The following is a 24,144-nucleotide window of genomic DNA, read 5'->3' as shown; positions in this document are numbered from 1 at the left end:
ACTTCCCCGCCATGGACACACACGAACTGCTCGCGGCCATCCACTCCCTGGGCTGGCCGGACACGAAGGAGTTGGCGAGCGGGGAGGCCGGGCACCCGAAGGGACATGTGTGCCTGACGGCGTCCGCCGGGACCGGTCTGCCCGGGCTGCGCGAACAGTTGAGTGACCGGTACGGAGAGCCGCGCACGCTGGTCACGGACGGGCGTGCCGATCCGGTGGCCTGCGAGCGGACCGGGCTGCCGCTGCTCGCTCCGTTCGGCGACGACGTGATCGAGATGTGCTCATGGGCCGTCGGCGGGCGGTGGGCCGGCTGCGGTACCGCCCGCACCCGCGACGGCATACGCCCCGTCGTCGTCATCGCGGAGCGGGCCGTACCGTCGTCGGCGGACCTGCCGGAGGACGCCTCCTGGGTGGACCGGGTCGTCGCCGTCACGGGATGGGTGGCGGACCGACCGCACACCGTCGACTGGGCAGCGGCAGAGGCCCGGCTGGGAACCGCGCTGCCACGCGACTACAAGCGGCTGGCCGAGCTGTTCGGGCGCGGCGCCTTCGACGGCTACCTCCAGTTCTACCTGCCCGGCGACCGGCACTCCGACCTCGTCGAGCACAGCGAGTGGCTGGCCCGGTGGGCCGAGGCGCACGGCAACCGGCTGTGGGAACCGCACTGGCCGTACCCCGCTCCGGGCGGGCTGCTGAAATGGGCGGACAGCGTGCAGGCCGACTCGTTCTACTGGCTCACCGAGGGCCCCGACCCCGACGGATGGCCCGTCCTGGCGTACGAGGACGACGGCACCGCCTACCGGTTCGACGGGTCGACCGGGGAGTACATCCATCGCCTGCTCACCGATCCGAAGCAGCCCTTCTCGACCGCCCGTCACTTCCGCGCCCACTGGTTCCAGAGGTACTAGTCCCCGGGGAAGGAGAACCACGGGACCGTCAACAGCAGTTGAGAAGCCGGGGGATGGGGTTCCATGTACTCCATGCGAATCTCCACCCCCCTCATCTGCACCCTGACCGCCGCCGGCGCGCTGCTCGCCGTGCCGGGCACCGCGGCCGCGGCTCCCACGTCCTCGCCCCTCCGCCCCATGGCCTCGCTCGCCGCCGAACGGCTCGCCACCGCCGACCTGGTCGCCGCCGCCAAGTGGGGCACCGACAGCCCCATCGACGACCCGGCCCGGGAACAGCAGGTCCTCGACTCCGTGGCCGCGCAGGCCGAGCAGCTCGGCGCCGATCCGGACGACGCCCGGCGTGTCTTCCGCGACCAGATAGCAGCCAACAAGATCGTCCAGCGCGGCCTGTTCGCCCGGTGGACGGCCCATCCCGAGCAGGCCCCGACCACCAGGCCGGACCTGAACGTCGTACGGCAGACGATCAACCGCATCAACACGGACCTCGTCCGCACCCTCGCCGACACCACCGCGGAGCGCACCACCCCGGCCTGCGGGCCCGAGCTCGTCGTAGCCGTCGTCGAGGTCCACCACGAGAAGCACCCCGACCTGCTGCACACGGGCGCGCTCGTGCGTTCCGTGGCATCCGTCTGCCGGGCCTGACCCGGACGCGTCCGGCCGGGCCCGCCCCCGGGGGGCCCGGCCGCAGGCTCGGCAGCTCTCCTGGACGGGTGGGCGCGGTCGCGATGCCGAACGAGCCACGGGGGAGCAGTACGCACCCCGGAGCCCGGCTGCGGCAGACCTTTCGGCCGTTCGGACGCGCGAGGGGTGGTGGGGTCGGCCCGTTTCGGGTACCAACGATCCAGTAGCACTGGTCGGTAACGAACGGTCCGCAATCATCCCTCTTCGCGGCGAGGTGAGCCTCATGTCCGCCCCCACCCAGTCACGCACCACCGTCACCGAACGCGAGGCACGCCAGGTGGCGGAGGCCGCCCGGCAGCAGGACTGGCACAAGCCCAGCTTCGCCAAGGAACTGTTCCTCGGGCGCTTCCGGCTCGACCTCATCCATCCCCACCCACTCCCGGACCCCGACAGCGTCCGGCGCGGCGAGGAGTTCCTCGGCAAGCTGCGCGCGTTCTGCGAGTCCACGATCGACTCCGCCCGCATCGAGCGCGAGGCCCGCATCCCCGACGAGGTCGTGGCGGGCCTGAAGGAACTCGGCGCCCTCGGCATGAAGATCGACCCCAAGTACGGCGGTCTCGGCCTCACCCAGTTGTACTACAACAAGGCCCTCGCCCTGGCAGGCTCCGCGAGCCCCGCCGTCGGCGCCCTGCTCTCAGCCCACCAGTCGATCGGCGTACCGCAGCCGCTGAAGCTCTTCGGCACCCAGGAGCAGAAGGACGCCTTCCTGCCCCGCTGCGCCCGCACCGACATCTCCGCCTTCCTGCTCACCGAGCCGGACGTCGGCTCCGACCCGGCGCGGCTCGCCACCACGGCCGTACCGGACGGGGACGACTACGTCCTCGACGGGGTGAAACTGTGGACCACCAACGGCGTGGTCGCCGACCTGCTCGTCGTCATGGCGCGCGTACCGAAGTCCGAGGGGCACAAGGGCGGCATCACCGCGTTCGTCGTGGAGGCCACCTCGGAGGGCGTCACCGTCGAGAACCGCAACGCCTTCATGGGCCTGCGTGGCATCGAGAACGGCGTCACCCGCTTCCACCAGGTCCGCGTACCGGCCGCCAACCGCATCGGCCCGGAGGGCGCGGGCCTGAAGATCGCGCTCACCACCCTCAACACCGGCCGGCTGTCCCTGCCCGCGATGTGCGCCGGGTCCGGCAAGTGGTGCCTGAAGATCGCCCGGGAATGGTCGGCGGAGCGCGAGCAGTGGGGCAAGCCGGTCGCGCTGCACGAGGCCGTCGGCTCCAAGATCAGCTTTATCGCGGCGACCACCTTCGCCCTGGAGGCCGTCCTCGACCTGTCCTCGCAGATGGCCGACGAGGACCGCAACGACATCCGCATCGAGGCCGCCCTCGCCAAGCTCTACGGCTCCGAGATGGCCTGGAAGATGGCCGACGAACTGGTCCAGATCCGCGGCGGACGCGGTTACGAGACCGCCGAGTCCCTCAGGGCGCGCGGCGAACGGGCGGTCCCGGCCGAGCAGATGCTGCGCGACCTGCGCATCAACCGCATCTTCGAGGGCTCGACGGAGATCATGCACCTGCTGATCGCCCGCGAGGCCGTCGACGCCCACCTCGCGGTCGCCGGCGACCTCATCGACCCCGACAAGTCCCTGTCCGACAAGGCGAAGGCGGGCGCGAACGCGGGCCTCTTCTACGCCAAGTGGCTGCCCAAGCTGGTCGCCGGACCAGGACAACTGCCCAGGTCCTACGGCGAATTCAGGCACGGAGTCGACCTGTCCGGGCATCTGCGCTATGTCGAACGCACCGCCCGCAAACTGGCCCGTTCCACCTTCTACGCCATGTCCCGCTGGCAGGGCCGCATGGAGACCAAGCAGGGCTTCCTCGGCCGGATCGTGGACATCGGCGCCGAACTGTTCGCGATGAGCGCGGCCTGTGTCCGCGCCGAACTGCTGCGCACCCGCGACGAACACGGCCGTGAGGCCTACCAGTTGGCCGACGCCTTCTGCCGGCAGGCCCGCATCCGGGTCGAGGAACTCTTCGACCGGCTGTGGACCAACACCGACGCCCTCGACCGCAGTGTGGTCAAGGGCGTGCTCGGCGGTGCCTACACCTGGCTGGAGGAGGGGATCGTCGACCCGTCCGGGGACGGTCCGTGGATCGCCGACGCGACCCCCGGACCGGCCACCCGGCCGAGTGAGCGCCGCCCCTACGGCGACTGAATCGCTCCTACAGCGACTGAGCCGCTCCTGTGTCGGCCGGCAGGGCGCCTGGGGTCACGCCCCCCAGGTGCCCTGCTTCACGGCGCAGTTCCAGCCCGAGCCGTACAGGCTGAACTTCAGCTGGTAGGAGTGCGTGTTGAGCAGGTGCGAGGGCACCCGGAAGCCCAGGCTGGCCTTGCCCTTGAACGTCCCCGTGTAGACGGACACCGACGTCGACGAGTTGCGGGTGATCCGGCCGCCGGTCGGCTTCGCCTTGCCGAAGCGGAGGTTCTTGACGTTCGTGACGTTGAACGTGACCCTCTTGAAGCTCTGGGACGTCTTGCTCTTGATGCCGAAGTACAGGCCCCCGTTCGTGACCCAGCCGTGCGAGTCGACGTAGAAGCGGCTCGGGTAGACGATGTTGATCGGGCAACCGGCGCTGGTCGACGTCCGGGTGGCGGCCGATGCCGCTCCGGCGAGTCCGAGCTGAGTGGCGGTCAGAACTCCGGCGGTGGCCAGGACGGCCGCGGTCGCACGCTTGCTGTTCATGGTGGTACTCCCCCCTTTGGCCCTTCTTGACTGGGCCCCGACAGAGAAGGATGCCATCTCCCGGGGCCCGACGTGCGCAATTTAAGCAGGACTTGTTCAGCAGTACTTGTCGCTGGGGTCCCGCGTGGTCCACGAGCAGGAGTCCACCTTGGAGCCGCTCGCCCTGGTGAGGGTGGCCGTGTCCCTGTCGTTGTTCCAGACGTAGGCGCGGCGGTCCTGGTACTTGTCCGACGCGGTGTCCGAGCCGCGACCGGTGTGGATCTTCATGTACTTCCCGGCGCCGATCTTGACGTTCGGGAAGACGTACCGGTGGTTGGAGGCATCCTTCAGCACCCAGCCCCGGAGCGAGACGGCCGTGCCGCCGGTGTTCCTGATCTGCACCCACTCGGCGTTCAGGCTCGCGTTGGAGCGGTTGTCGCTGCCCGGGCTGTCGAACCAGACGTGGTGGATCTGCACGCCGCCGGCCGCCTGGGCCGGGGTGCTGAGCAGGGTGCCGGTCAGCAGGGCCGCGCCGGCGAGGGCGGGCAGGGCGGCGCGAATGCGCACAGTACGCATGGAGAGATCCCCCCAAGGATGTCGTCCGCGAAAGTGATACCGCCAAAGTGTTATCACATGATCTTCACCGATACTTCACAAGGGGAAAATCACTCCATCCGGCGATGAAACCTGTTCACGCACCCGCCCGGGGGACGCCCTGTCCTGACCGTCACCGCTTGCGGCAACAATGGAGGGATGACCGACAGCCCCGCCCATCCGGCACCCCTCGCCGACCCGCACCTCGTCTACGACCCCCTCGCGGGCGACGGCCCCAAGGACGTGGTGATCCTCGGCTCCACCGGATCCATCGGCACCCAGGCCATCGACCTCGTGCTGCGCCACCCCGACCGCTTCCGGGTCACCGCCCTTTCCGCGAACGGCGGCCGCATCGCCCTCCTCGCCGAGCAGGCGCACCGGCTGCGGGTGCGCACCGTCGCGGTCGCCCGCGAGGACGTCGTGCCCGCCCTGCGCGAGGCGCTCGCCGCCGAGTACGGCACCGGCGAGCCACTCCCCGAGATCCTCGCCGGACCGGACGCCGCCACCCAGGTCGCCGCCTCCCCCTGTCACACGGTGCTGAACGGCATCACCGGCTCCATCGGCCTCGCCCCCACCCTCGCCGCCCTGGAGGCCGGCCGCACCCTCGCCCTCGCCAACAAGGAGTCCCTGATCGTCGGCGGGCCGTTGGTCAAGGCGCTCGCCAAGCCCGGCCAGATCATCCCGGTCGACTCCGAGCACGCCGCCCTCTTCCAGGCGCTGGCGTCGGGGACGCGGGCCGACGTCCGCAAGCTGGTCGTCACCGCGTCCGGCGGCCCCTTCCGCGGCCGTACCAAGGCCGAGCTGGCGCACGTCACCGTCGAGGACGCCCTCGCCCACCCCACCTGGGCCATGGGCCCGGTCATCACGATCAACTCCGCGACCCTCGTCAACAAGGGTCTGGAGGTCATCGAGGCCCACCTCCTCTACGACATTCCGTTCGACCGCATTGAGGTGGTCGTGCATCCCCAGTCGTATGTTCACTCGATGGTCGAGTTCACCGACGGATCCACGATCGCCCAGGCGACGCCGCCCGACATGCGCGGGCCCATCGCCATCGGTCTGGGCTGGCCCGAACGCGTCCCCGACGCCGCGCCCGCCTTCGACTGGAGCAGGGCCTCCACCTGGGAGTTCTTCCCGCTGGACAACGAGGCCTTCCCCTCGGTGAACCTCGCCCGGCACGTGGGGCAGCTCGCGGGGACCGCTCCGGCGGTGTTCAATGCGGCCAACGAGGAGTGCGTCGAGGCCTTCCGCAGCGGCGCACTGCCCTTCAACGGGATCATGGAAACCGTCACCAGGGTCGTCGAGGAGCACGGCACCCCGGACACGGGAACTTCACTCACTGTGTCGGACGTCCTCGAAGCGGAGACCTGGGCGCGAGCCCGGGCCCGTGAACTGACTGCCACGACGGCGACCGCGGAGGCGCGTGCATGACGACCTTGATGTTCATCCTCGGCATAGTGGTCTTCGTGGTCGGCCTGCTGGTCTCGATCGCGTGGCACGAGCTGGGGCACCTGTCCACGGCCAAGCTCTTCGGCATCCGAGTCCCGCAGTACATGGTCGGCTTCGGCCCGACCATCTGGTCGCGGAAGAAGGGCGAGACCGAGTACGGCATCAAGGGCATCCCGCTCGGCGGCTACATCCGCATGATCGGTATGTTCCCGCCCGACGAACAGGGCCGGGTCTCCGCCCGCTCCACCTCGCCGTGGCGCGGCATGATCGAGGACGCCCGCTCGGCCGCCTTCGAGGAGCTGCAGCCCGGTGACGAGACGCGCATGTTCTACACGCGCAAGCCGTGGAAGCGCGTCATCGTCATGTTCGCGGGCCCCTTCATGAACCTGATCCTGGCGATCGGCCTGTTCTTCACCGTGCTCATGGGCTTCGGCATCCAGCAGCAGACCACCACGGTCGCCTCGGTCTCGCCGTGCTCCATCGACCAGAGCCAGCACCGCGACACCTGCAAGAAGTCCGACCCGGTGTCCCCTGCGGCGCAGGCCGGCATGAAGCCGCACGACAGGATCGTCTCCTTCGACGGCGTGCCGACCAAGGACTGGAACACGCTCTCGGACCTCATCCGCGACAGCGCCGGCAAGAACGTCGCGATCGTCGTCGACCGCAAGGGCCAGGAGCTGACCCTGCACACGACGATCGCGTCGAACAGGGTCGCCAAGAAGGACTCCAGCGGCCAGTACGTCCAGGGCAAGTACGTCGAGGCCGGCTTCCTCGGCTTCAGCGCCGCCACCGGCGTCGTCCACCAGGACTTCGGCCAGTCCGTGACCTGGATGACCGACCGGGTCAGCGACGCCGTCGACTCCCTCGCCGCCCTGCCCGGCAAGATCCCCGCCCTGTGGGACGCCGCCTTCGGCGACGGCCCGCGCGAACCGGACTCCCCGATGGGCATCGTCGGCGCGGCCCGGGTCACCGGCGAGATCGCCACCCTCGACATCCCCGCCTCCCAGCAGGTCGCAGGGTTCGTGATGCTCCTCGCCGGCTTCAACCTCTCCCTGTTCCTGTTCAACATGCTCCCGCTGCTCCCGCTCGACGGCGGGCACATCGCGGGCGCCCTGTGGGAGGCCCTGCGGCGAAATGTGGCCAGGGTGCTGCGCCGCCCGGACCCCGGTCCGTTCGACGTGGCGAAGCTGATGCCGGTGGCGTATGTGGTGGCCGGAATCTTCGTCTGCTTCACCGTGCTCGTGCTGGTGGCCGACATCGTCAACCCCGTCAAGATCAGCTGATGCTCCAGCAGGTCGACGCCCACCGCTGAGACCGTGCAGCACACATAGGGCTCCTGTGCCGTTGCGGGTGAGGATCGTGACCTCGCACCTCGGCGCAGGAGCCTTCGCGCTGCTGCCGGGCTCAGTGCGGGAAAGGGCTCAGTGCGGGAGAGGGCTCAGTGCGGAAAAGCCCGGGGTGGCCGCTGCCGGGGCAGCTCCTCGCGGAAACCGGAGATGGCGGAGCTGATCTGGCGCATCAGAACCGTGTCCTCCAGCCGGTCGAGGTAGAGGTTCGCGCGCGCCAGGGCGGGCAGGTCGACACAGAAGTAGAGCGTCATCAGCGGGTTGACGAACAGCTCGCTGCCACGGGTGCGCTCGGTGAACCGTACGTCGCCGAACTCCCCTCGCACGGCAGCGGCGATGGACCCGTGGACGATGCTCGGATGACTCGCATGGCTGCGCTGGGCATGGGCCACCGCGTCGAGATAGGCGGCACCCTCGACGCTCTCGCGAGGCAGCGAGAACGCCCCCAGATACCCGCCGACGCGGTCCAGAGCGGCCAGATTCTCCAGCGCGAGCGAGTGGTTGACGCCGTGATAGGCGTCCACGCCGAAGCCCACGCAGGCCACGAGCCGGTGCGTGACCTCGTCCAGCCCGGCGACGGCCGCCAGGCTGGCCATGTCCTCCTCCGGGGTGCCGAGCCCGTGCTCGTCACCGCGCATCAGGATGTCGGTCCCGCCGTCCACCAGCACGACCGCGTCCACCCCGCCCAGGTGCTCCAGCAGCGCCCGGTAGGCGGCGCGCAACGGCCGGACACCTGTGCGGGGGAAGGCGTACACGGTGTCGGGCAGGTCCTGCGACTGCAGCCAGCGGGCGAGGGCGCGCTCGGGGAAGTAGTCGCCCCGCAGCGGGGTGTCCGGGCGTATGGCGGCGACGTCCTCCGCGACCCATGAGTCCAGGTCCAGGCCGAACAGGTCGGAAAAGGACAGGCTGGCCAGGTGCACCTCGGCACCGGCCGACCGCAGCGCGAGGGCCAGCGGCAGCCCGGCGTAGACGTCGAAACCCCCACCCGCCCCGGCGACGAGGACCCGGCCCGCCGTGCGCAGGCGGGTGAAGAAGACGGGCTCACGGAGGGAGATCATCATCCGACCCTAACCCGGCCCTGCTCAGCGGCGCAGGCCGTGTTGCGGGCCGGGCACGGCGATCAACCGGAAACCCTGCTCCTCCGGGTCCCGCACCATGCCCGGCCCCCTGTGACGCGACGCCATCGGGTGGACTGCTGGGACGCCACGTGCCTCCGTTCACGTCCGTGCCGTAATCTCGAAGCCCGGAGCCCGCTGCTGACGGGCCCGGACCTTGATCAACGACTTGGGGTTGCACAGCAGATGACTGCGATTTCTCTCGGCATGCCGTCCGTTCCGACCAAGCTTGCCGAGCGCCGGAAGAGCCGGCAGATCCAGGTCGGAAGCGTGGCGGTCGGCGGAGACGCGCCCGTCTCGGTCCAGTCGATGACCACGACCCGTACGTCCGACATCGGCGCCACCCTCCAGCAGATCGCCGAGCTGACCGCCTCCGGCTGCCAGATCGTCCGTGTGGCCTGCCCCACCCAGGACGACGCCGACGCCCTCGCGACCATCGCGCGCAAGTCCCAGATCCCGGTCATCGCGGACATCCACTTCCAGCCCAAGTACGTCTTCGCCGCCATCGAGGCCGGCTGCGCCGCCGTCCGCGTCAACCCCGGCAACATCAAGCAGTTCGACGACAAGGTCAGGGAGATCGCCAAGGCCGCCAAGGACCACGGCACCCCGATCCGCATCGGCGTCAACGCGGGCTCCCTGGACAGGCGCCTCCTCCAGAAGTACGGCAAGGCGACCCCCGAGGCCCTGGTCGAGTCGGCCCTGTGGGAGGCGTCCCTCTTCGAGGAGCACGACTTCCGCGACATCAAGATCTCGGTGAAGCACAACGACCCGGTGATCATGATCGAGGCGTACAAGCAGCTCGCGGCGCAGTGCGACTACCCGCTCCACCTCGGTGTCACGGAGGCCGGTCCCGCCTTCCAGGGCACGATCAAGTCGGCGGTGGCGTTCGGCGCGCTGCTGAGCCAGGGCATCGGCGACACGATCCGCGTGTCCCTGTCAGCGCCCCCCGCCGAGGAGGTCAAGGTCGGCCTCCAGATCCTCCAGTCGCTGGGCCTGCGCCAGCGCGGCCTGGAGATCGTCTCCTGCCCGTCCTGCGGTCGCGCCCAGGTCGATGTCTACAAGCTGGCGGAGGAGGTCACCGCGGGCCTGACGGGTATGGACGTACCCCTCCGCGTGGCCGTCATGGGCTGCGTCGTCAACGGCCCCGGCGAGGCCCGCGAGGCCGACCTCGGCGTCGCCTCCGGCAACGGCAAGGGCCAGATCTTCGTCAAGGGCGAGGTCATCAAGACGGTCCCCGAGTCCAAGATCGTCGAGACCCTCATCGAGGAGGCCATGAAGCTGGCCGAGCAGATGCAGGACGAGGGCGTGGAGTCGGGCGAGCCGTCGGTGTCGGTCGCGGGCTGATCCCTTCGACTGTCCTGTGAGTCCCGTCACCGTTTGGTGGCGGGACTCACGTGCACCTCCGCCCAGACGGATGTGCCGGGCTGCCGCGGAGTGACACCCCACTTGTCGGCGAGTGTCGGAAACCTCCACCCGCAGGGCTCCGGCCGACTCGGTGAGCTGGAGCCGGAAGACGGGACCGTCGTAGGGATGCCCCCACTCGTCCAGCCGGTGCGAGACGAGCCGCCGGGCGAGGCGTGCGCCGCGGGGGGGGGGAGGAGGTGAAGCGCATGGCGAACTCGCGGCTGGAGATTTCTGACCTCCTGCCGCTTACGCCTCCGCACGCTCAGTAACGCTGAACAGCGGCAGCACCATGACTGTCCATGCGCCCCACCACCGCCCCCACCCTCACGCTGCCCCCCGCCGCCTGGCAGGCGTTCCTCAGGATTGCGCAATCCTGAACGGAACTTTACCGTCCCTTTGGTTCCGCTTCCGATTGCGAACTCGTCCTGCCCACTAGGGTCTTCGGGCTGGTGAGCAGACTGACGGGGAGGAGCGCGGCACCATGGGTGACCAGGGCGGCAGCGGCGGCGACGGCAAGATACTCGACATCAAGATGGCCGATCTGAAGCAGACGGCTCCGCATTTCCACACGCACAGCACTGATCTCACCAAGGCGCTCACCAAGCTCAAGACGGCGCTCGCGGCGGCCGGTTCGCCGTGGGGCGACGACAAGCAGGGCAAGGAGTTCCACAAGGTCTACGGCCCGAACGTCACGAAGATCGAGAAGGCCGCGACCATCCTCGCTCAGGGACTCGCCAGCATCGAGCAGGCGATGACCGACATGGCGGACGGCCACATCGACAACGAGCAGCTCGTCCGCTCGATGTTCAGCCGGATCCAGGTGAAGCACGACGGCCACGGCGAGGGCGGGGGCCAGCCGAAGTGAGCGCGGCCGACAAGGCGAAGCAGATCGTCCAGGACCTCACCGGCATGTGGTGGCCGGACGCCGACGAGGACGGACTGCGGGACGCGGCGAAGGCCTGGCGGCAGTTCGCCGACGACATCGAAGACGTACTGTCCGCGGCGAACAAGTCGGCCCGCGGCATCATCGACAACAACAAGGGCGAGGCGATCTCCGCCTTCGACGACCCGTACTGGCGCCGCTACTACTACAACGGCCATGGCTGGCTCAAGGACATGGCCGACGCCGCCCGGGGCATGGCCAAGGCGCTCGACAAGTACGCCGACGTCGTGCACAAGGCGGTCAAGAAGCTGGAACACGAGCTGGAGATCGTCGGCGCGACCATCGTCGCGGGCACCGCGCTCGCCATCTTCACGGCCGGTATCTCCGAAGGCGCGGCGGCGGCGGCCACGGCGAGCATCGTGGAACTCGCCGGGACGCTGGGTATCGAGGTCTCCGCCGAGGTCGCCACGATCGCGGGCACCACCCTGGCCACGGCCGCGTTCGGCGGTGTCGAGTCGGTCGCCGTCGACCTGGCCGTCACCCAGCCGGTCGCCATCGCCACCGGCGAGAGCAAGGGCTTCAGCCTGGACGAGGCGAGCGACGCGGCGACGACCGGCATGGTGTTCGGCGGCATGTTCGGCGGCGGGGGAGCCCTCGCCAAGGCGGCGGGCGAGGCGGGCGGCTTCCGCGCCCTCTTCGACGGCATCTCCATCCCCGGCGCCCGCGCCCTGCCCAGCGAACTCGACGGCCTCGGCTCCGACCTGAGCGCGGGTGAGCGGGCCGCGGCAGGCGACGCCCGCCGGGCCGCGGGCGAGGACCCGGAGGGCGTGGCGGAGAACCCGAAGAACAAGGTCCAGGACGACAACACCGACCCGGTCGACCTGGTCACCGGCAAGATGTACCTGCCGCAGACGGATGTCGTACTCCCCGGCACTCTCCCGCTGACCTTCACCCGCCGCGTGGAGTCCGGCTACCACCTGGGCCACTGGTTCGGCCCGTCCTGGTCCTCCACCGTCGACCAGCACCTGGCGATCGACGCCGAGGGAATCATCTTCGTCACGGAGGACGGCCGCCTCCTCACCTATCCCCACCCGCAGCCGGGCGCCCCGTCGCTCCCCACACACGGCAGCAACCGCTGGCCCCTGCACAGGGTGGACGGCGGCTACACGATCAGCGATCCCCGCACCGGGCGGGTCCGGCACTTCGCCGACCAGTCCGGGACGAGGGCGGTCCTGGAGCAGATGGACGACCGCAATGGCAACTGGCTGACCTTCGAGTACGACACCGACGGCACCCCGCTCGCGATCGCCTCCTCCGCCGGCTACCGCCTGAAGATCACGACAGCGGGTGACCGGATCACGGCCCTGCATCTGGCGGGCGCGGCCCCGGACGGCACCGATGTCGAGATCAAGCGCTACGGCTACTCCGCCGAGGGCCACCTGACAGAGGTCTTCAATGCCTCGGGTCTCCCGTTGCGCTTCGGCTACGACGACCGCGGCCGGGTGGTGTCCTGGACGGACACGAACGACCGCAGTTACACCTACGAGTACGACGACCGGGACCGCTGCATCGCCGAGAGCGGCTCACACGGCCACATGGCCCTGCGCCTGTCGTACGACGACACGGACCCGGCGACCGGCCACCGGATCACCACCACGGTGACGGGCGAGGGCCACACCCGCCGCTACCTCATCAACGCCAACAGCCAGGTCGTCACCGAGATCGACCCCCTGGGCGCGGCCACCCACTTCACCCGCGACCGCTACAACCGCCTGCTGTCGCACACCGACCCCCTGGGCCACACGACGACGTTCCGCTACGACGACGAGGGCAACCTCGTCTCGGTCGTCCGCCCGGACGGCCGTGAGGCGAGGGCGGAGTACAACGACCTGGGCCTGCCGGTGAAGGTGACCGGCACGGACGGAAACACCCACCGCCGTACCTACGACGAGCGGGGCAACCGCACATCGGTGACGGACCCCGCGTCCCAGGCCACCCGCTTCACCTACTCGCAGGCCGGTCACCTGACCTCGGTGACGGACCCGCTGGGCAACACGACGACGGTGATCTGCAACCGCGCGGGCCTCCCCGTCGAGGTCACCGACCCCCTGGGCGCGGTCACCCGCTACAACAGGGACGCCTTCGGCCGTCCGGTCGCGATCACGGACCCGACCGGCGCGACAACCCACCTGGAATGGACGGTGGAAGGCCACCTGGCCCGCCGCACGGCCCCCGACGGCACGACGGAGAGCTGGACGTACGACGGCGAGGGCAACTGCACCAGCCACACGGACCCCCTCGGCGGCGTCTCCCGCTTCGAGTACACCCACTTCGACCTCCTGTCGGCCCGCACGGGCCCGGACGGCGTCCGCTACGAATTCGCCCACGACACCGAACTGCACCTGACGAAGGTCACGAACCCGCAGGGTCTGACGTGGGAGTACGCCTACGACCCCGCAGGCCGCCTGCTGTCGGAGACGGACTTCGACGACCGCACGCTGACGTACGAGTACGACCCGGCGGGCCACCTGACCTCATGCCGGAACGCCCTCGGTGAGGTGACGTCCTTCGAGCGTGACGCGCTGGGGCGGATCACCGCGAAGAACGCCGCGGGCGCCGTCACCACGTACGCCTACGACTTCACCGACCAGCTGGCCCAGGCCACGGGCCCGGACGGCACGACCCTGACACTGCTGCGCGACCGCTACGGCCGCCTGCACTCGGAAACGGTCGACGGCCGCACGCTGACGTACGCCTACGACTCCCTGGGCCGCCGCACCGGCCGCACGACACCCACCGGTGCCGTTTCCACGTGGTCGTACGACGCGGCGGGCAACCGCACCCGGCTGACCACCAACGGCCGCACGATCGACTTCGCCTACGACGAGGCGGGCCGCGAACTGACCCGCCACATAGCCGAAACGATCACCCTGCAGCACACCTTCGACCCGCTCGGCCGCCTGACCACCCAGTCGGTGACCGGTGCAGAGGGCCGCACGCTGCAGAGCCGGGCGTACACCTACCGCGCCGACGGCAATCTGACCGCCGTAGCGGACCACCTCTCCGGCACCCGCCGCTTCGACCTGGACGCGACGGGCCGGGTGACGGCGGTCCACGCGGCGGGCTGGACGGAACGCTACGCCTACGACCAGGCGGGCAACCAGACAGAGGCCGTCTGGCCGGCGAACCACCCGGGCGCGGAGGCAACCGGCCCCCGCACCTACACGGGCACCCGGATCACCCGAGCCGGCAACGTCCGTTACGAACACGACGCCCTCGGCCGCATCACCCTCCGCCAGAAGACCCGCCTGTCCCGCAAGCCGGACACCTGGCACTACGAATGGGACGCCGAAGACCGCCTCACCTCGGTGACCACGCCGGACGGCACCCGCTGGCGCTACACCTACGACCCCCTGGGCCGCCGCACCGCGAAACTCCGCCTGGCGGAGGACGGCGAAACGGTCTTGGAACGGGTGGACTTCACCTGGGACGGCACCACTCTCTGCGAGCAGACGACCACCTCTCCTGCCCTCCCCAACCCGGTCACCCTCACCTGGGACCACGAAGGCCTGCGCCCCCTGGCCCAGACGGAACGCATCACCGCGGCCGATGCGCCCCAGGACGAGATCGACTCCCGTTTCTTCGCGATAGTCACCGACCTCGTCGGCACCCCCAACGAACTCATAGACGAACACGGCGACATCGCCTGGCGCACCCGCAGCACCCTCTGGGGCACCACGGCATGGGCGGCAAACAGCACGACCTACACACCCCTGCGCTTCCCGGGCCAGTACTACGACCCCGAGACCGGCCTCCACTACAACTACTTCCGCCACTACGACGCCGAAGCCGCCCGGTATCTCAGCCCCGACCCCCTCGGTCTCGCACCGGCGCCCAATCCCTCTGCGTACGTCGACAATCCACACACCTGGTCGGACCCCTTCGGGCTCGCGCCCTACCCTCCGCAACAACAAGTTGTCCAGACCCCGGAGGTCGTCGCACCCAAACCCCTCAAGCCGCACCAGGTGTTGGACGAGTGGGAGAAGTTTTTGGGCGACGGCCCCTATACGAACGTCCACCCGCGCACTGGACTACCGGATCCGGATCGTCTGGTCTCCGCCGACGGTCGGCGCAGCATTCGACTGGGACCACACGAAATGAACAGCAAGCCGACGAAATTCCACTTCCATATGGAAACCTGGACGTTCGAAGCGCCTACCAACACGTGGATTGTGGACAACACCATGGTTCGAGTACCACTGGGGCTGAAGTAGTGCACATTGAGATTCTGAACTTTTCACCCGGCGGGGAGACCGAGAAAGGACCCATGGTCGCCTTCAGCAGCGCCTGCGGACGAGCATGGGCCCAGTGGTGTGGGTCCGAGATGCCACGGGTGGGCACGCCTGTGGATGTCGAGATCGAGATTCCGGATGAGATCGCCCAGTGGGCCGTCGTCGACGGACCGGCCGTGGTGGCATCGGACGCACCGGGATCCCCGGTCCGGATCAGGGGTGCCGTGGCCGCTGTGGACGAGGACTCCGTGACGGCTGTCCGGGTCGGCGCCGACATCGTTCTCGTGGAGTTCGCGGACCCCTTGAACTCCACGCAGCCCGATCAGGCCCGCAGGCCGGGAGTCGGTGACTTCATCGAATTCACGACACCCCGGATCGAGGTTTACCCCTACTCCGTCTAGGCCGGGCGCGGGATGTACGCCGGCCCGTGCGCTCCCGGTTCGCCGCGCTTGGCGATATCGAGGCGGCCGTCAGAGGAGGATCGGACGGTCACGTCTACTGTTTCAGTGAAGAGTGAGTCGACATGTCATGGACCTCGCTGCTGCGCAATCCGGAGGGAATTGCCTCTCTTTATGAAGGCGTCCCCCCGGATCTCGTCGGTGTTCATCTGCACGAGGTGGCTCTGCAGGAGGACGGACCGACGCTGCGGCTGCGCTTGGATCTCCCGCGTTACCCGGACCGGCCTCCGCGCAAGTGGACCACGCAGGGTTTCAACACGGTGCAGCTTGAGCTTTCCCTGAGCGGCCTCGAAACGGTCACTCTGGAGGGCTTCGGAACTCACATCGCGGCAGATGTTTCTCTCGGCGGGGAGGGTGACGGCAAGGGCATCCTTGTCAACGTCATCTCGTCCGGGACTCGCATCCGAGCCGTCGCAGCCACTGCATTCGTCTCAAAACTGTCGGCGTATGTGAACGAAGTCTGAAATCCATGCGCGGAGGAGCGCAGCTACCGAGGGCGGTACCCCTTGCAGGGTGCCGCCCTCGGGCGCTCAGGAGTTGCTGAACGCGTCCCGCAGGCGCATCTCATTGAAGCCGTTGCCGTCGTAGTCGTCCGAGTACGTCAGCGCGAGCCGGCCGGTCGAGGCCAGGGTCACGGCCGGGCCGCCCTGGCCGCCGCCGGTCACCACGTTCATCCGGTAGGCGGGGAGCCGGCCGGTGGTCGTGCCGTCGGCGTTGAAGCCGCGGGCCCACACGTCGTCCTTGCCCGCGTACAGGGTCCCGCCGACGTTCACGTCGAAGGCCTCCTTCCACGCGACGACGAAGCTGCCGTCGTCGGCGACCGCGACATCGGCGGTGTCCTGGTCGGAGATCGGCCGCTCGCTGTCGACGTACGGGCCGCTGCTGGTGGCGTCCTCGGTGGTCCGCTGCTCGGCCGCCGCGGCGCTGCCGGTCGCGGAGAAGACGCGGTCGTAGATCCGCTGCGGCCGCACCAGCGTGCCGGTGCCAGTGGTGTACTCGTCCGTCCACGCCACGACGAACCGGCCGTCGCCGGCCGACGCCACCGCGGGAACGGTCTGCTGCCCGTCGGTGAGGGAGTTGGCCACCTTGCGGGCCACGGCGAAGCCGCCCGAGGCGTTCAGCTTCGCGAGACCGATGTTGATGCCGCCGTTGCCGTCCGCGTCCTCTTCCCAGACGATCGCGGTGTTACCGGCGTCGTCGATCGCCGCGTCGGGGCGGCGGTTCGACCCGGCTGCACCCGAGTTGATCGTGCTGACCTGGACGTCCTGGTAGCGCAGCGCACCGGTCCCGGACCAGCTGCTCGCGTAGATCTGGTTGAGCGTGGAGCCGTCGGCCGTGCTCTCCCAGGCGACGGTGTAGGAGCCGTCGCCGGCCACCGCGACCGTCGGCCGCAGCTGGTCCCCGCTGCCGGAGGCGTGCGGGCGCGGCAGCGCGGTCACCGTGCCGTCGGGGGCCATCTTGACCACCGCGATGTCGGCGAACTTGTTGCCGTCGTCGTCCTTGGCCCACGCGACGATCGCGTTGCCCTGGTCGTCCACGCCGACGTCGGGCTTCTGGTGCGACCAGGTCGTGTTGCCGGCGGTGCCGCTGTTGCTCAGCAGCTTCTCGTTCCACAGCGCGACGCCGTCCTTGTACATGCGGATGTACACGTCGGTGCCCAGCTCGGTGTCCGAGGAGTCGTGCCGGTCGCCCTGCTCGTACACCACGGCGGTGTAGACGGACGAGGTGCCGCCGGAGGCGATGGCGCTGTAGTGCTGGTCGCCGTCGGCCTGCACGTTGACCCGCGAGTAGTGCTGGGACGTCGAGCCGTACTTCGAGGCGTCGATGTCGACGGCGCCCGAGTGCACCTTGGTGAAGTTGGCGACGTAGGCCTGGTAGACCGCCGGGTCGTCGATACGCAGCAGCGTCTCGTCGTTCGTCTTCAGCGAGCCCGAGGTCCAGTTGTGGGAGCCCGTGTACACATGCTGGACCTTGCTGCCGTCGGCTTTCGTCCACTCCGTCAGCAGGTACTTGGAGTGGGTGGTGCCGTGGTTGCAGGAGGCGGTCGCCGAGGACTTGTAGCGGCACCCGCCGGGGCGGTTGCCGTAGGCCGCGATGTCGAGGGCGGTCAGGTCGTTGACGCCGTTGTTGCCGCCGCCGTTGCTGAGATCGCGGATGTTCGCGTCGACGCTGCACCCCTGGGACCGCTTGGCCTGCAGGGCGTCGTAGACGGCCGGGCGGGTGGACCGCTGGTCGAGCTCGGCCGCCGAGATCCTGATCTTTCCGTCGATCGAGCAGTCGACCTTGTCGATGAACGAGGCGAGGATGTCGGCGTTGCCGTAGTGGGTGGCGTCCGAGGCGGTGTCACGGGGGAAGAAGAACGCCTCGACGGGAGAACTCGGGTCGCCCGTGGTGTAGTTGTACGTCGTGTGCAGGCTGTCGCCGGCATGCTTGATCTGGTCGTTGAAGTGCGCGCGGTACCGGGAGGCGAGGGTCGCGTTGTTGGACACGACGACCGCGTTGTTGATCTCGCCGTCCTGACCGCCCGCGAGGTTCTGCGAGCTCTGCCAGACGACGTTCGTGCGTCCGTCGGTGAGCGCGTCGAACACGATGTACTTGTCGTGGTCGATCGCGTTCGTGTCGCCCGAGCCGTTGCCCAGGCAGCCGCGGGAGCACCAGGTGAGGCTGGAGTTGCCCGTCAGCGTCAGACCGTCCAGGTTGCTGCTGGGCCGGTTCGCCGACTCGGAGATGATGCGCAGCGTGACGCCGCGGCTCTGGGCGGCGGAGAGCTTCGCCTGCAGAGTCGAGCTGTTGAACCAGTACATGCCCATGTACAGCGTCGAGTTGGGCGCCGCGAGATCGATCAGGTCACCGACCGAGGTGTTGATCGAGGAGTCGTACGTCGTGGGCGTGGGGTAGTTGAACACCGCGGTGTAGTTCCCGGAGACGACGGTCTCCGCCTGAGCGGTGGCCGGAGCGAGCACTGCCGCACCGAGGGCGAGAGGGGCGAGGAGTGCCGCCAAGCGCCGTATCTGTCTGCCCATCTGTTTCCTTAGTTCAAACGAGTTGGGGAGGCGCCATCTTATGGCCAACTTATTTACGTTCTTGACCAACTGCCGACGCGTCAGCGCACGGCAAGGGGAAGAAGGCTCGGAACTGGGGGGCTTGCTCTTCGGGCGGCACCCTGATCGCCGGGCGGTCTCGACGGTGTGGTCGGCGGTGACCCTCCGGCCGAGCTTGGAAGATCCACCCTTGCTCGAGACGGGCGAGGACGCGCTCGCCGGATGCCCGCGGCCGGCCGGGACCTGCACCGGCCCGGCGCCGCAGCCGTTCTCACCCGGAAGCGTTCCGCAAGCCCTCGGGGTACAGTTCCGAGACCAGCAGAACCCCAGGGTGAGGCCCCGTACGTGTTGACCCAGACCACCTCTCGGGTGCTCGAACCGAGTGACCTCGACGCCGCGCTCGCCGTCCTCGACCGCGAGCCGGTGGCGAACGCCTTCGTGGCCGCCCGGGTCCAGGTCGCCGGGCTGGACCCGTGGCGCCTGGGCGGCGAGATGTGGGGCTGGTACGAGGACGGCATGCTCACGTCACTGTGCTACGCGGGCGCCAACCTGGTCCCGGTCTGCGCCACCCCGCGCGCCGTACGCGCCTTCGCGGACCGGGCGAGAAGAACCGGCCGGCGCTGCTCCTCGATCGTCGGCCCCGCCGAACCCACCACCGCGCTGTGGCGCCTGCTGGAGCCCCACTGGGGCCCGGCCCGCGAGGTCCGCGCCCACCAGCCCCTGATGGTCACCGACCGCATGCCCGCCGACATCGCCCCGGACCCCTACGTCCGCCGCGTCCGCAAGGACGAGATGGAGACGATCATGCCGGCGTGCGTGGCGATGTTCACCGAAGAGGTCGGCGTGTCGCCGATGGCGGGTGACGGTGGGCTGCTGTACCAGGCCCGCGTCGCCGAACTGGTCGGCGCCGGCCGCTCCTTCGCACGCCTGGACGAGCACGGCAAGGTCGTCTTCAAGGCGGAGATCGGCGCGGCGACCCGCCAGGCCTGCCAGATCCAGGGTGTGTGGGTGGCCCCCGAGTACCGGGGGAGGGGGCTCGCAGCCCCCGGCATGGCGGCCGTCCTGCGGTATGCGCTCGCCGACGTGGCCCCGGTCGTCAGCCTGTACGTGAACGACTTCAACACGGCGGCGCGAAGGACGTACCGCAGGGTGGGCTTCCAGGAGGTCGGCGCCTTCATGAGCGTGCTGTTCTGAAGCCCTGTACACCCCTGTACGCTCCCGTCATGGACCTCGTGATCGGCCCCCTGGACCTCGCAGCCCACGTCGACGAGGCCCTCGCCGTCCAGGCCGTCGCCTTCGGCCTCGGCCCCGACGAAGTCGCCGTACGCCGTCAGATCGTCCAGCGCCACATGCAGTACCAGGGCGCGAGGGCCCTCGGAGCCACCGTGGGCGGTCACCTCGTGGGGTTCGTCTACGGCATGCCGAACTCCCGCACCCACTGGTGGTCCACCGTCGTGGAGCCCTACCTCCGCGCGGGCGGAAACGATTTCTGGCTGGACGACTCCTTTGTGATCACGGAGCTGCACGTCCACCCCGACCACCAGAACCGCGGCATCGGCCGCCGCCTGATCACCACGATCACCGACACCGCCACCGAACCCCGCTCGATCCTCTCCGCGATCGACACCGACAGCCCGGCCCGCGGCCTCTACTACTCCCTCGGCTACACGGACCTCGCCCGCCAGGTCCACTTCCCGAGCGCGCCACGGCCGTACGTGGTGATGGGCGCCCCCCTGCCGCTGCGGCGCAGATAAACGCAGACAAAGCCGGGGTCATATCCGATTTCCACCGGCACAGTCGGCCCGGCTAACCTCCTATGCCATCACCCTTACCCGGCAGGAGTACGAGAACCATGGCGAACGCACCGGTCCAGCGCATGTCCCAGTTGATGGCGAAGACGCTGCGCGACGACCCGGCGGACGCCGAGGTCCTCAGCCACAAGCTCCTCGTCCGCGCCGGTTACGTCCGCCGCACGGCCGCCGGCATCTGGAGCTGGCTGCCGCTCGGCAAGAAGGTCCTCTCCAACGTCGAGCGGATCGTCCGCGAGGAGATGGACGCCATCGGCGCCCAGGAGGTCACCCTCCCCGCCCTGCTGCCCCGTGAGCCCTACGAGGCGACCGGCCGCTGGGACGAGTACGGCCAGGAGCTGTTCCGGCTCAAGGACCGCAAGGGCGGCGACTACCTCCTCGGCCCCACCCACGAGGAGATCTTCACCCTCCTGGTCAAGGACCAGTGCACGTCCTACAAGGACATGCCGGTGATCCTCTACCAGATCCAGACCAAGTTCCGGGACGAGGCCCGCCCCCGCGCCGGCATCCTGCGCGGCCGCGAGTTCCTGATGAAGGACTCGTACTCCTTCGACCTGGAGGACGAGGGCCTCGCCCAGTCCTACGCCCTGCACCGCCAGGCCTACCAGCGCGTCTTCGAGCGCCTCGGCCTGGACTACCGCATCTGCGCGGCCACCGCCGGCGCCATGGGCGGCTCGAAGTCGGAGGAGTTCCTCGCCCCCGCCGAGGCCGGCGAGGACACCTTCGCCGACTGCCCGAACTGCGACTTCGCCGCCAACACCGAGGCGATCACCTACCCGCTCCAGCCGGTGGACGGCTCGGCCGTCCCGGCCCTGGAGGAGATCCCGACCCCCGACACCCCCACCATCGAGACCCTGGCCGCCTCCCTCGGCGTCCCGGCCTCCGCCACGCTGAAGAACCTGCTGGTCAAGGTGGACGGCGAGATCGTCGCCGTCGGCGTGCCCGGCGACCGCGAGGTGGACCTGGACAAGGTCGAGGCGCACTTCGCCCCGGCCGTCGTCGAGATGGTCACCGAGGCGGACTTCACCGGCCGCCCCGACCTGGTCCGCGGCTACGTCGGCCCGCAGGGCCTGGGCGAGAAGGTGACGTACATCGCCGACCCGCGCGTGGCCCCCGGCACCGCCTGGATCACCGGCGCCAACAAGGAGCACACGCACGCCAGGAACGTCGTCGCCGGCCGTGACTTCGAGGTCGACGCGTACGTGGACGTCGTCGTGGTCCAGGAGGGCGACCCCTGCCCCAAGTGCGGCACCGGCCTGAAGCTGGACCGCGCCATCGAGATCGGCCACATCTTCCAGCTGGGCCGCAAGTACACCGACGCCCTCAAGCTGGACGTCCTCGGCCAGAACGGCAAGCCGGTCCGCGTCACCATGGGCTCCTACGGCATCGGCGTGTCCCGCGCGGTCGCGGCCATCGCCGAGCAGAGCGCCGACGACAAGGGCCTGGTGTGGCCCAAGGAGATCGCCCCGGCCGACGTGCACGTCGTCGCCGCCGGCAAGGCCCTGCAGACCGAGCTGGCCCTCGACGTCGCCGAGAAGCTGGCCGCCGCCGGTGCCCGGGTCCTGGTGGACGACCGGGCCGGGGTCTCCCCGGGCGTGAAGTTCACCGACGCCGAGCTGATCGGCGTCCCCCAGATCCTGGTGGCCGGCCGCCGCTCCGCCGAGGGCGTCCTGGAGCTGAAGGACCGCAGGACCGGCGAGCGCGAGGAACTGTCCGTCGAGGACGCGATCGCCCGCCTGACGGCCTGACGACGGTGAGGGCGGCGGTCACGTGTGGGACCGCCGCCACTCCTTGCGGGAGAGCGTCCAGTACTCCCGGCTCCTGAAGGTGACCGAGAAGACGGTGCCGTAGCGGGCGCGTGCCCGGGCGACGGTGGTGCCACCGGGCTCCAGCCGGCACCGCCCGTCCGGGGCGGGCGAGGGGCACGGCACGGGCTCCTGAACGCGCTCCCTCCGGTCCCACGGGTCGTCCCACTCGACGGTGAGCGACGAATCCTCGAGGTCGGGCTCGGACATGAGCCGTCCGTCGGCCCCCCGGCCCTTGGCGCGCTGGTACTCCAGGGCGTACCGGAGCCCGCCGCGCCCGCCGGTGTCCGGAACCCCGTCCGGCAAGCCGCCCCAGTCGCCGAGGTGCGCCCGCCCGATGTCCCGAAGGACCGGCGTCACCCTGCGGGACGCCCCGTAGTGGGCGACGGCGTCCATCCGGCAGTGCACCACGTCGGGGTCCTCGGACTGGTCGAACAGATCCGGCTGCCGAGGACCGAAGCAGAAGTCGCTGAACCGCAGCAGCACGGGCTCCAGCGAGGGCAGCGCCGCGAAGTCCGCCACCCGCTTGCGAAGGGCCCGTTCCTCGCCTGCCCGCTGCCGCTGCGCCGCCGCAGACGCCGCCAGACGGTGGCGTTCGCCGTCGTCCGGCTCCGCGGCGGAGCAGCCCGCGACCAGCAGCCCGGCCATGGCCATCAGCAGGCCCCCGTGCCATGTTGTTCGCATGCGGTGAGTCTGTCCGGTGCCCTGCCCAGCCGGCACGGGTCCGGCTACCCAGGTGCATGAGTACGCCTACTCATGCCTACAGCCAGCCCGCGAACTCCAGCAGGAGTTCGGCGTCCTTCGGCCGCCCCACCCGAAGCGCACGCACCCCGGACTCCACCGCCCGGAACAGCGTCCAGCCCCGCAGGCGCTCCTGGTCCACCTCCAGCGACTCCGCGAGCCGCTTCACCCGACGCCGGACGACGGCCGCTCCGGACGGCGCCGCGATCAGATCCTCCACCCGGTCCCGCACCAGCCGCGCCAGATCGAACGCACACTCACCGACCACCGGATCCGGCCCCACCGCGAGCCACGGCATCCGCTCCCCGGCGAGCACCTTGCTCTGCCGGAACGTGCCGTGCAGCAGCCGCTGATCGAGCGGTACGGCCAGCAGCTCCTCGCGAGCCGTGAGCGCCGCGTCGACCAGCGGTGCCACCTCGGGGTCGGCGTCCGCACCCGCCCGCATCGCCGTCGCCTGCCGCCCGGTGCGCTCGGCGACGGTCTCGAAGGCATGACCGGCCGGCGGCTCGACCCAGAGCCGCCGCAGCGTCCCCGCCGCCTCCAGCAGCGCCTTCGCCTCCGGCAGCGACCGCACCGACACATCCGGATGCAGCCGCTCCAGCAGCAGCACACCGTCCTCGGCACCGGTCTCCAGCAGCTGTACGGCACCCCGTCCGCCCCAGTGCGCCAGCGCCGCCCGCTCGCTCTCCGGGCGGGCCCTCGGCGGGGCGAGCTTCAGCACGGCCGGGGTGCCGTCCGCCCGCCGCACCAGCACCACCAGGCTGCTGCGCCCGCCCGGCAGCTGGATCCGCTCCACGGTCAAGTCGCCCCTGGCGACGGCCCGTTCCGCGATCGCGGGCAGCTCCGCCAGCCAGGCGTCCCCGGCCGGTGCCGTCTCACCGAGCGCCCGTACCAGGCGCGGCGGCGGTTCGAAAGCCATGCGCGAGTCGTTCCCTTCCAGTCCGGCTCCTG

The 24,144-nt window shown here is 69.8% G+C and carries 19 protein-coding genes; 13 read left to right on the top strand and 6 right to left on the bottom strand.

The features are described 5' to 3' along the window. Positions 1-11 precede the first annotated feature (11 nt). From ACZ41I_RS24645 to ACZ41I_RS24635, 3 genes are all read left to right on the top strand, one after another. Complete coding sequence (locus tag ACZ41I_RS24645) at positions 12-908, top strand: SMI1/KNR4 family protein (RefSeq protein WP_468515071.1); 897 nt, start codon at positions 12-14, stop codon at positions 906-908. A gap of 72 nt (positions 909-980) precedes the next feature. Next, on the top strand, positions 981-1,550 hold the full coding sequence (locus ACZ41I_RS24640; protein WP_468515070.1) for a chorismate mutase: 570 nt from the start codon (positions 981-983) through the stop codon (positions 1,548-1,550). 262 nt (positions 1,551-1,812) lie between these two features. Continuing rightward, the gene (locus ACZ41I_RS24635; RefSeq protein WP_399770946.1) at positions 1,813-3,750 is read left to right on the top strand and encodes an acyl-CoA dehydrogenase family protein; all 1,938 of its coding nucleotides are present in this window, start codon (positions 1,813-1,815) and stop codon (positions 3,748-3,750) included. Between the two features lie 54 nt (positions 3,751-3,804). Here ACZ41I_RS24635 and ACZ41I_RS24630 read toward each other — a convergent pair whose 3' ends face one another. Together ACZ41I_RS24630 and ACZ41I_RS24625 are read right to left on the bottom strand one after the other, a co-directional pair. Next, positions 3,805-4,278 carry a hypothetical protein gene (locus ACZ41I_RS24630; RefSeq protein ID WP_363217605.1) on the bottom strand — a complete coding sequence of 158 codons (474 nt, stop codon included), beginning with the start codon at positions 4,276-4,278 and terminating at the stop codon, positions 3,805-3,807. Positions 4,279-4,374: 96 nt separating this feature from the next. Further along, on the bottom strand, positions 4,375-4,833 hold the full coding sequence (locus tag ACZ41I_RS24625) for a lamin tail domain-containing protein (protein WP_363217606.1): 459 nt from the start codon (positions 4,831-4,833) through the stop codon (positions 4,375-4,377). Between the two features lie 177 nt (positions 4,834-5,010). Between ACZ41I_RS24625 and dxr the strand changes: the two genes are divergently transcribed. Both dxr and ACZ41I_RS24615 read left to right on the top strand, forming a co-directional pair. Next, complete coding sequence (gene dxr, locus ACZ41I_RS24620) at positions 5,011-6,282, top strand: 1-deoxy-D-xylulose-5-phosphate reductoisomerase (RefSeq protein WP_468515069.1); 1,272 nt, start codon at positions 5,011-5,013, stop codon at positions 6,280-6,282. Positions 6,283-6,290: 8 nt separating this feature from the next. Beyond that, positions 6,291-7,583 (top strand): M50 family metallopeptidase, encoded by a 1,293-nt coding sequence (locus ACZ41I_RS24615; RefSeq protein WP_399771081.1) that lies wholly within the window; start codon positions 6,291-6,293, stop codon positions 7,581-7,583. 155 nt (positions 7,584-7,738) lie between these two features. On the opposite strand, the gene ACZ41I_RS24610 is transcribed toward ACZ41I_RS24615, so the two are convergent. Continuing rightward, on the bottom strand, positions 7,739-8,704 hold the full coding sequence (locus tag ACZ41I_RS24610; protein ID WP_399770952.1) for a DUF1152 domain-containing protein: 966 nt from the start codon (positions 8,702-8,704) through the stop codon (positions 7,739-7,741). 243 nt (positions 8,705-8,947) lie between these two features. On the opposite strand from ACZ41I_RS24610, the gene ispG reads away from it, so the two are divergent. From ispG to ACZ41I_RS24585, 5 genes are all read left to right on the top strand, one after another. Further along, positions 8,948-10,105 (top strand): flavodoxin-dependent (E)-4-hydroxy-3-methylbut-2-enyl-diphosphate synthase, encoded by a 1,158-nt coding sequence (gene ispG / locus ACZ41I_RS24605; protein WP_363217610.1) that lies wholly within the window; start codon positions 8,948-8,950, stop codon positions 10,103-10,105. A 541-nt stretch (positions 10,106-10,646) separates the two neighbouring features. Beyond that, a complete protein-coding gene (locus tag ACZ41I_RS24600; RefSeq protein WP_363217611.1) occupies positions 10,647-11,030 on the top strand; it encodes a WXG100 family type VII secretion target in 384 nt (127 codons plus the stop codon). Beyond that, the gene (locus ACZ41I_RS24595; protein WP_468515068.1) at positions 11,027-15,322 is read left to right on the top strand and encodes a DUF6531 domain-containing protein; all 4,296 of its coding nucleotides are present in this window, start codon (positions 11,027-11,029) and stop codon (positions 15,320-15,322) included. Before ACZ41I_RS24600 ends, ACZ41I_RS24595 begins: the two co-directional genes overlap by 4 nt. Positions 15,323-15,441: 119 nt before the next feature. Continuing rightward, entirely contained in the window at positions 15,442-15,741 is a 300-nt protein-coding gene (locus tag ACZ41I_RS24590; RefSeq protein WP_399770958.1) for a hypothetical protein, read from the top strand. 122 nt (positions 15,742-15,863) lie between these two features. After that, positions 15,864-16,262 (top strand): Imm50 family immunity protein, encoded by a 399-nt coding sequence (locus ACZ41I_RS24585; RefSeq protein ID WP_468322566.1) that lies wholly within the window; start codon positions 15,864-15,866, stop codon positions 16,260-16,262. Positions 16,263-16,328: 66 nt separating this feature from the next. Here the strand turns inward: ACZ41I_RS24585 and ACZ41I_RS24580 are convergent, their stop codons facing one another. Continuing rightward, positions 16,329-18,821: a phospholipase D-like domain-containing protein gene (locus tag ACZ41I_RS24580; RefSeq protein ID WP_468515067.1), complete on the bottom strand. Its 2,493-nt coding sequence runs from the start codon at positions 18,819-18,821 to the stop codon at positions 16,329-16,331. A gap of 363 nt (positions 18,822-19,184) precedes the next feature. On the opposite strand from ACZ41I_RS24580, the gene ACZ41I_RS24575 reads away from it, so the two are divergent. The 3 genes from ACZ41I_RS24575 (at position 19,185) to ACZ41I_RS24565 (ending at position 22,395) form a co-directional block, all read left to right on the top strand. After that, positions 19,185-20,033 carry a GNAT family N-acetyltransferase gene (locus tag ACZ41I_RS24575; RefSeq protein WP_363217616.1) on the top strand — a complete coding sequence of 283 codons (849 nt, stop codon included), beginning with the start codon at positions 19,185-19,187 and terminating at the stop codon, positions 20,031-20,033. Positions 20,034-20,062: 29 nt separating this feature from the next. Further along, a complete protein-coding gene (locus ACZ41I_RS24570; protein WP_363217617.1) occupies positions 20,063-20,593 on the top strand; it encodes a GNAT family N-acetyltransferase in 531 nt (176 codons plus the stop codon). A 98-nt stretch (positions 20,594-20,691) separates the two neighbouring features. Beyond that, positions 20,692-22,395 carry a proline--tRNA ligase gene (locus ACZ41I_RS24565; protein WP_399770966.1) on the top strand — a complete coding sequence of 568 codons (1,704 nt, stop codon included), beginning with the start codon at positions 20,692-20,694 and terminating at the stop codon, positions 22,393-22,395. 18 nt (positions 22,396-22,413) lie between these two features. Here the strand turns inward: ACZ41I_RS24565 and ACZ41I_RS24560 are convergent, their stop codons facing one another. Both ACZ41I_RS24560 and ACZ41I_RS24555 read right to left on the bottom strand, forming a co-directional pair. Further along, complete coding sequence (locus ACZ41I_RS24560; protein WP_468515066.1) at positions 22,414-23,136, bottom strand: hypothetical protein; 723 nt, start codon at positions 23,134-23,136, stop codon at positions 22,414-22,416. A 76-nt stretch (positions 23,137-23,212) separates the two neighbouring features. Then, positions 23,213-24,112, bottom strand: a complete 900-nt coding sequence (locus ACZ41I_RS24555; RefSeq protein WP_363217620.1) for an aminoglycoside phosphotransferase family protein — start codon at positions 24,110-24,112, stop codon at positions 23,213-23,215. Positions 24,113-24,144 lie beyond the last annotated feature (32 nt).

The organism is Streptomyces sp. NPDC030799 (assembly GCF_055572255.1).
This window is presented reverse-complemented; position numbering and strand designations above follow the sequence as displayed.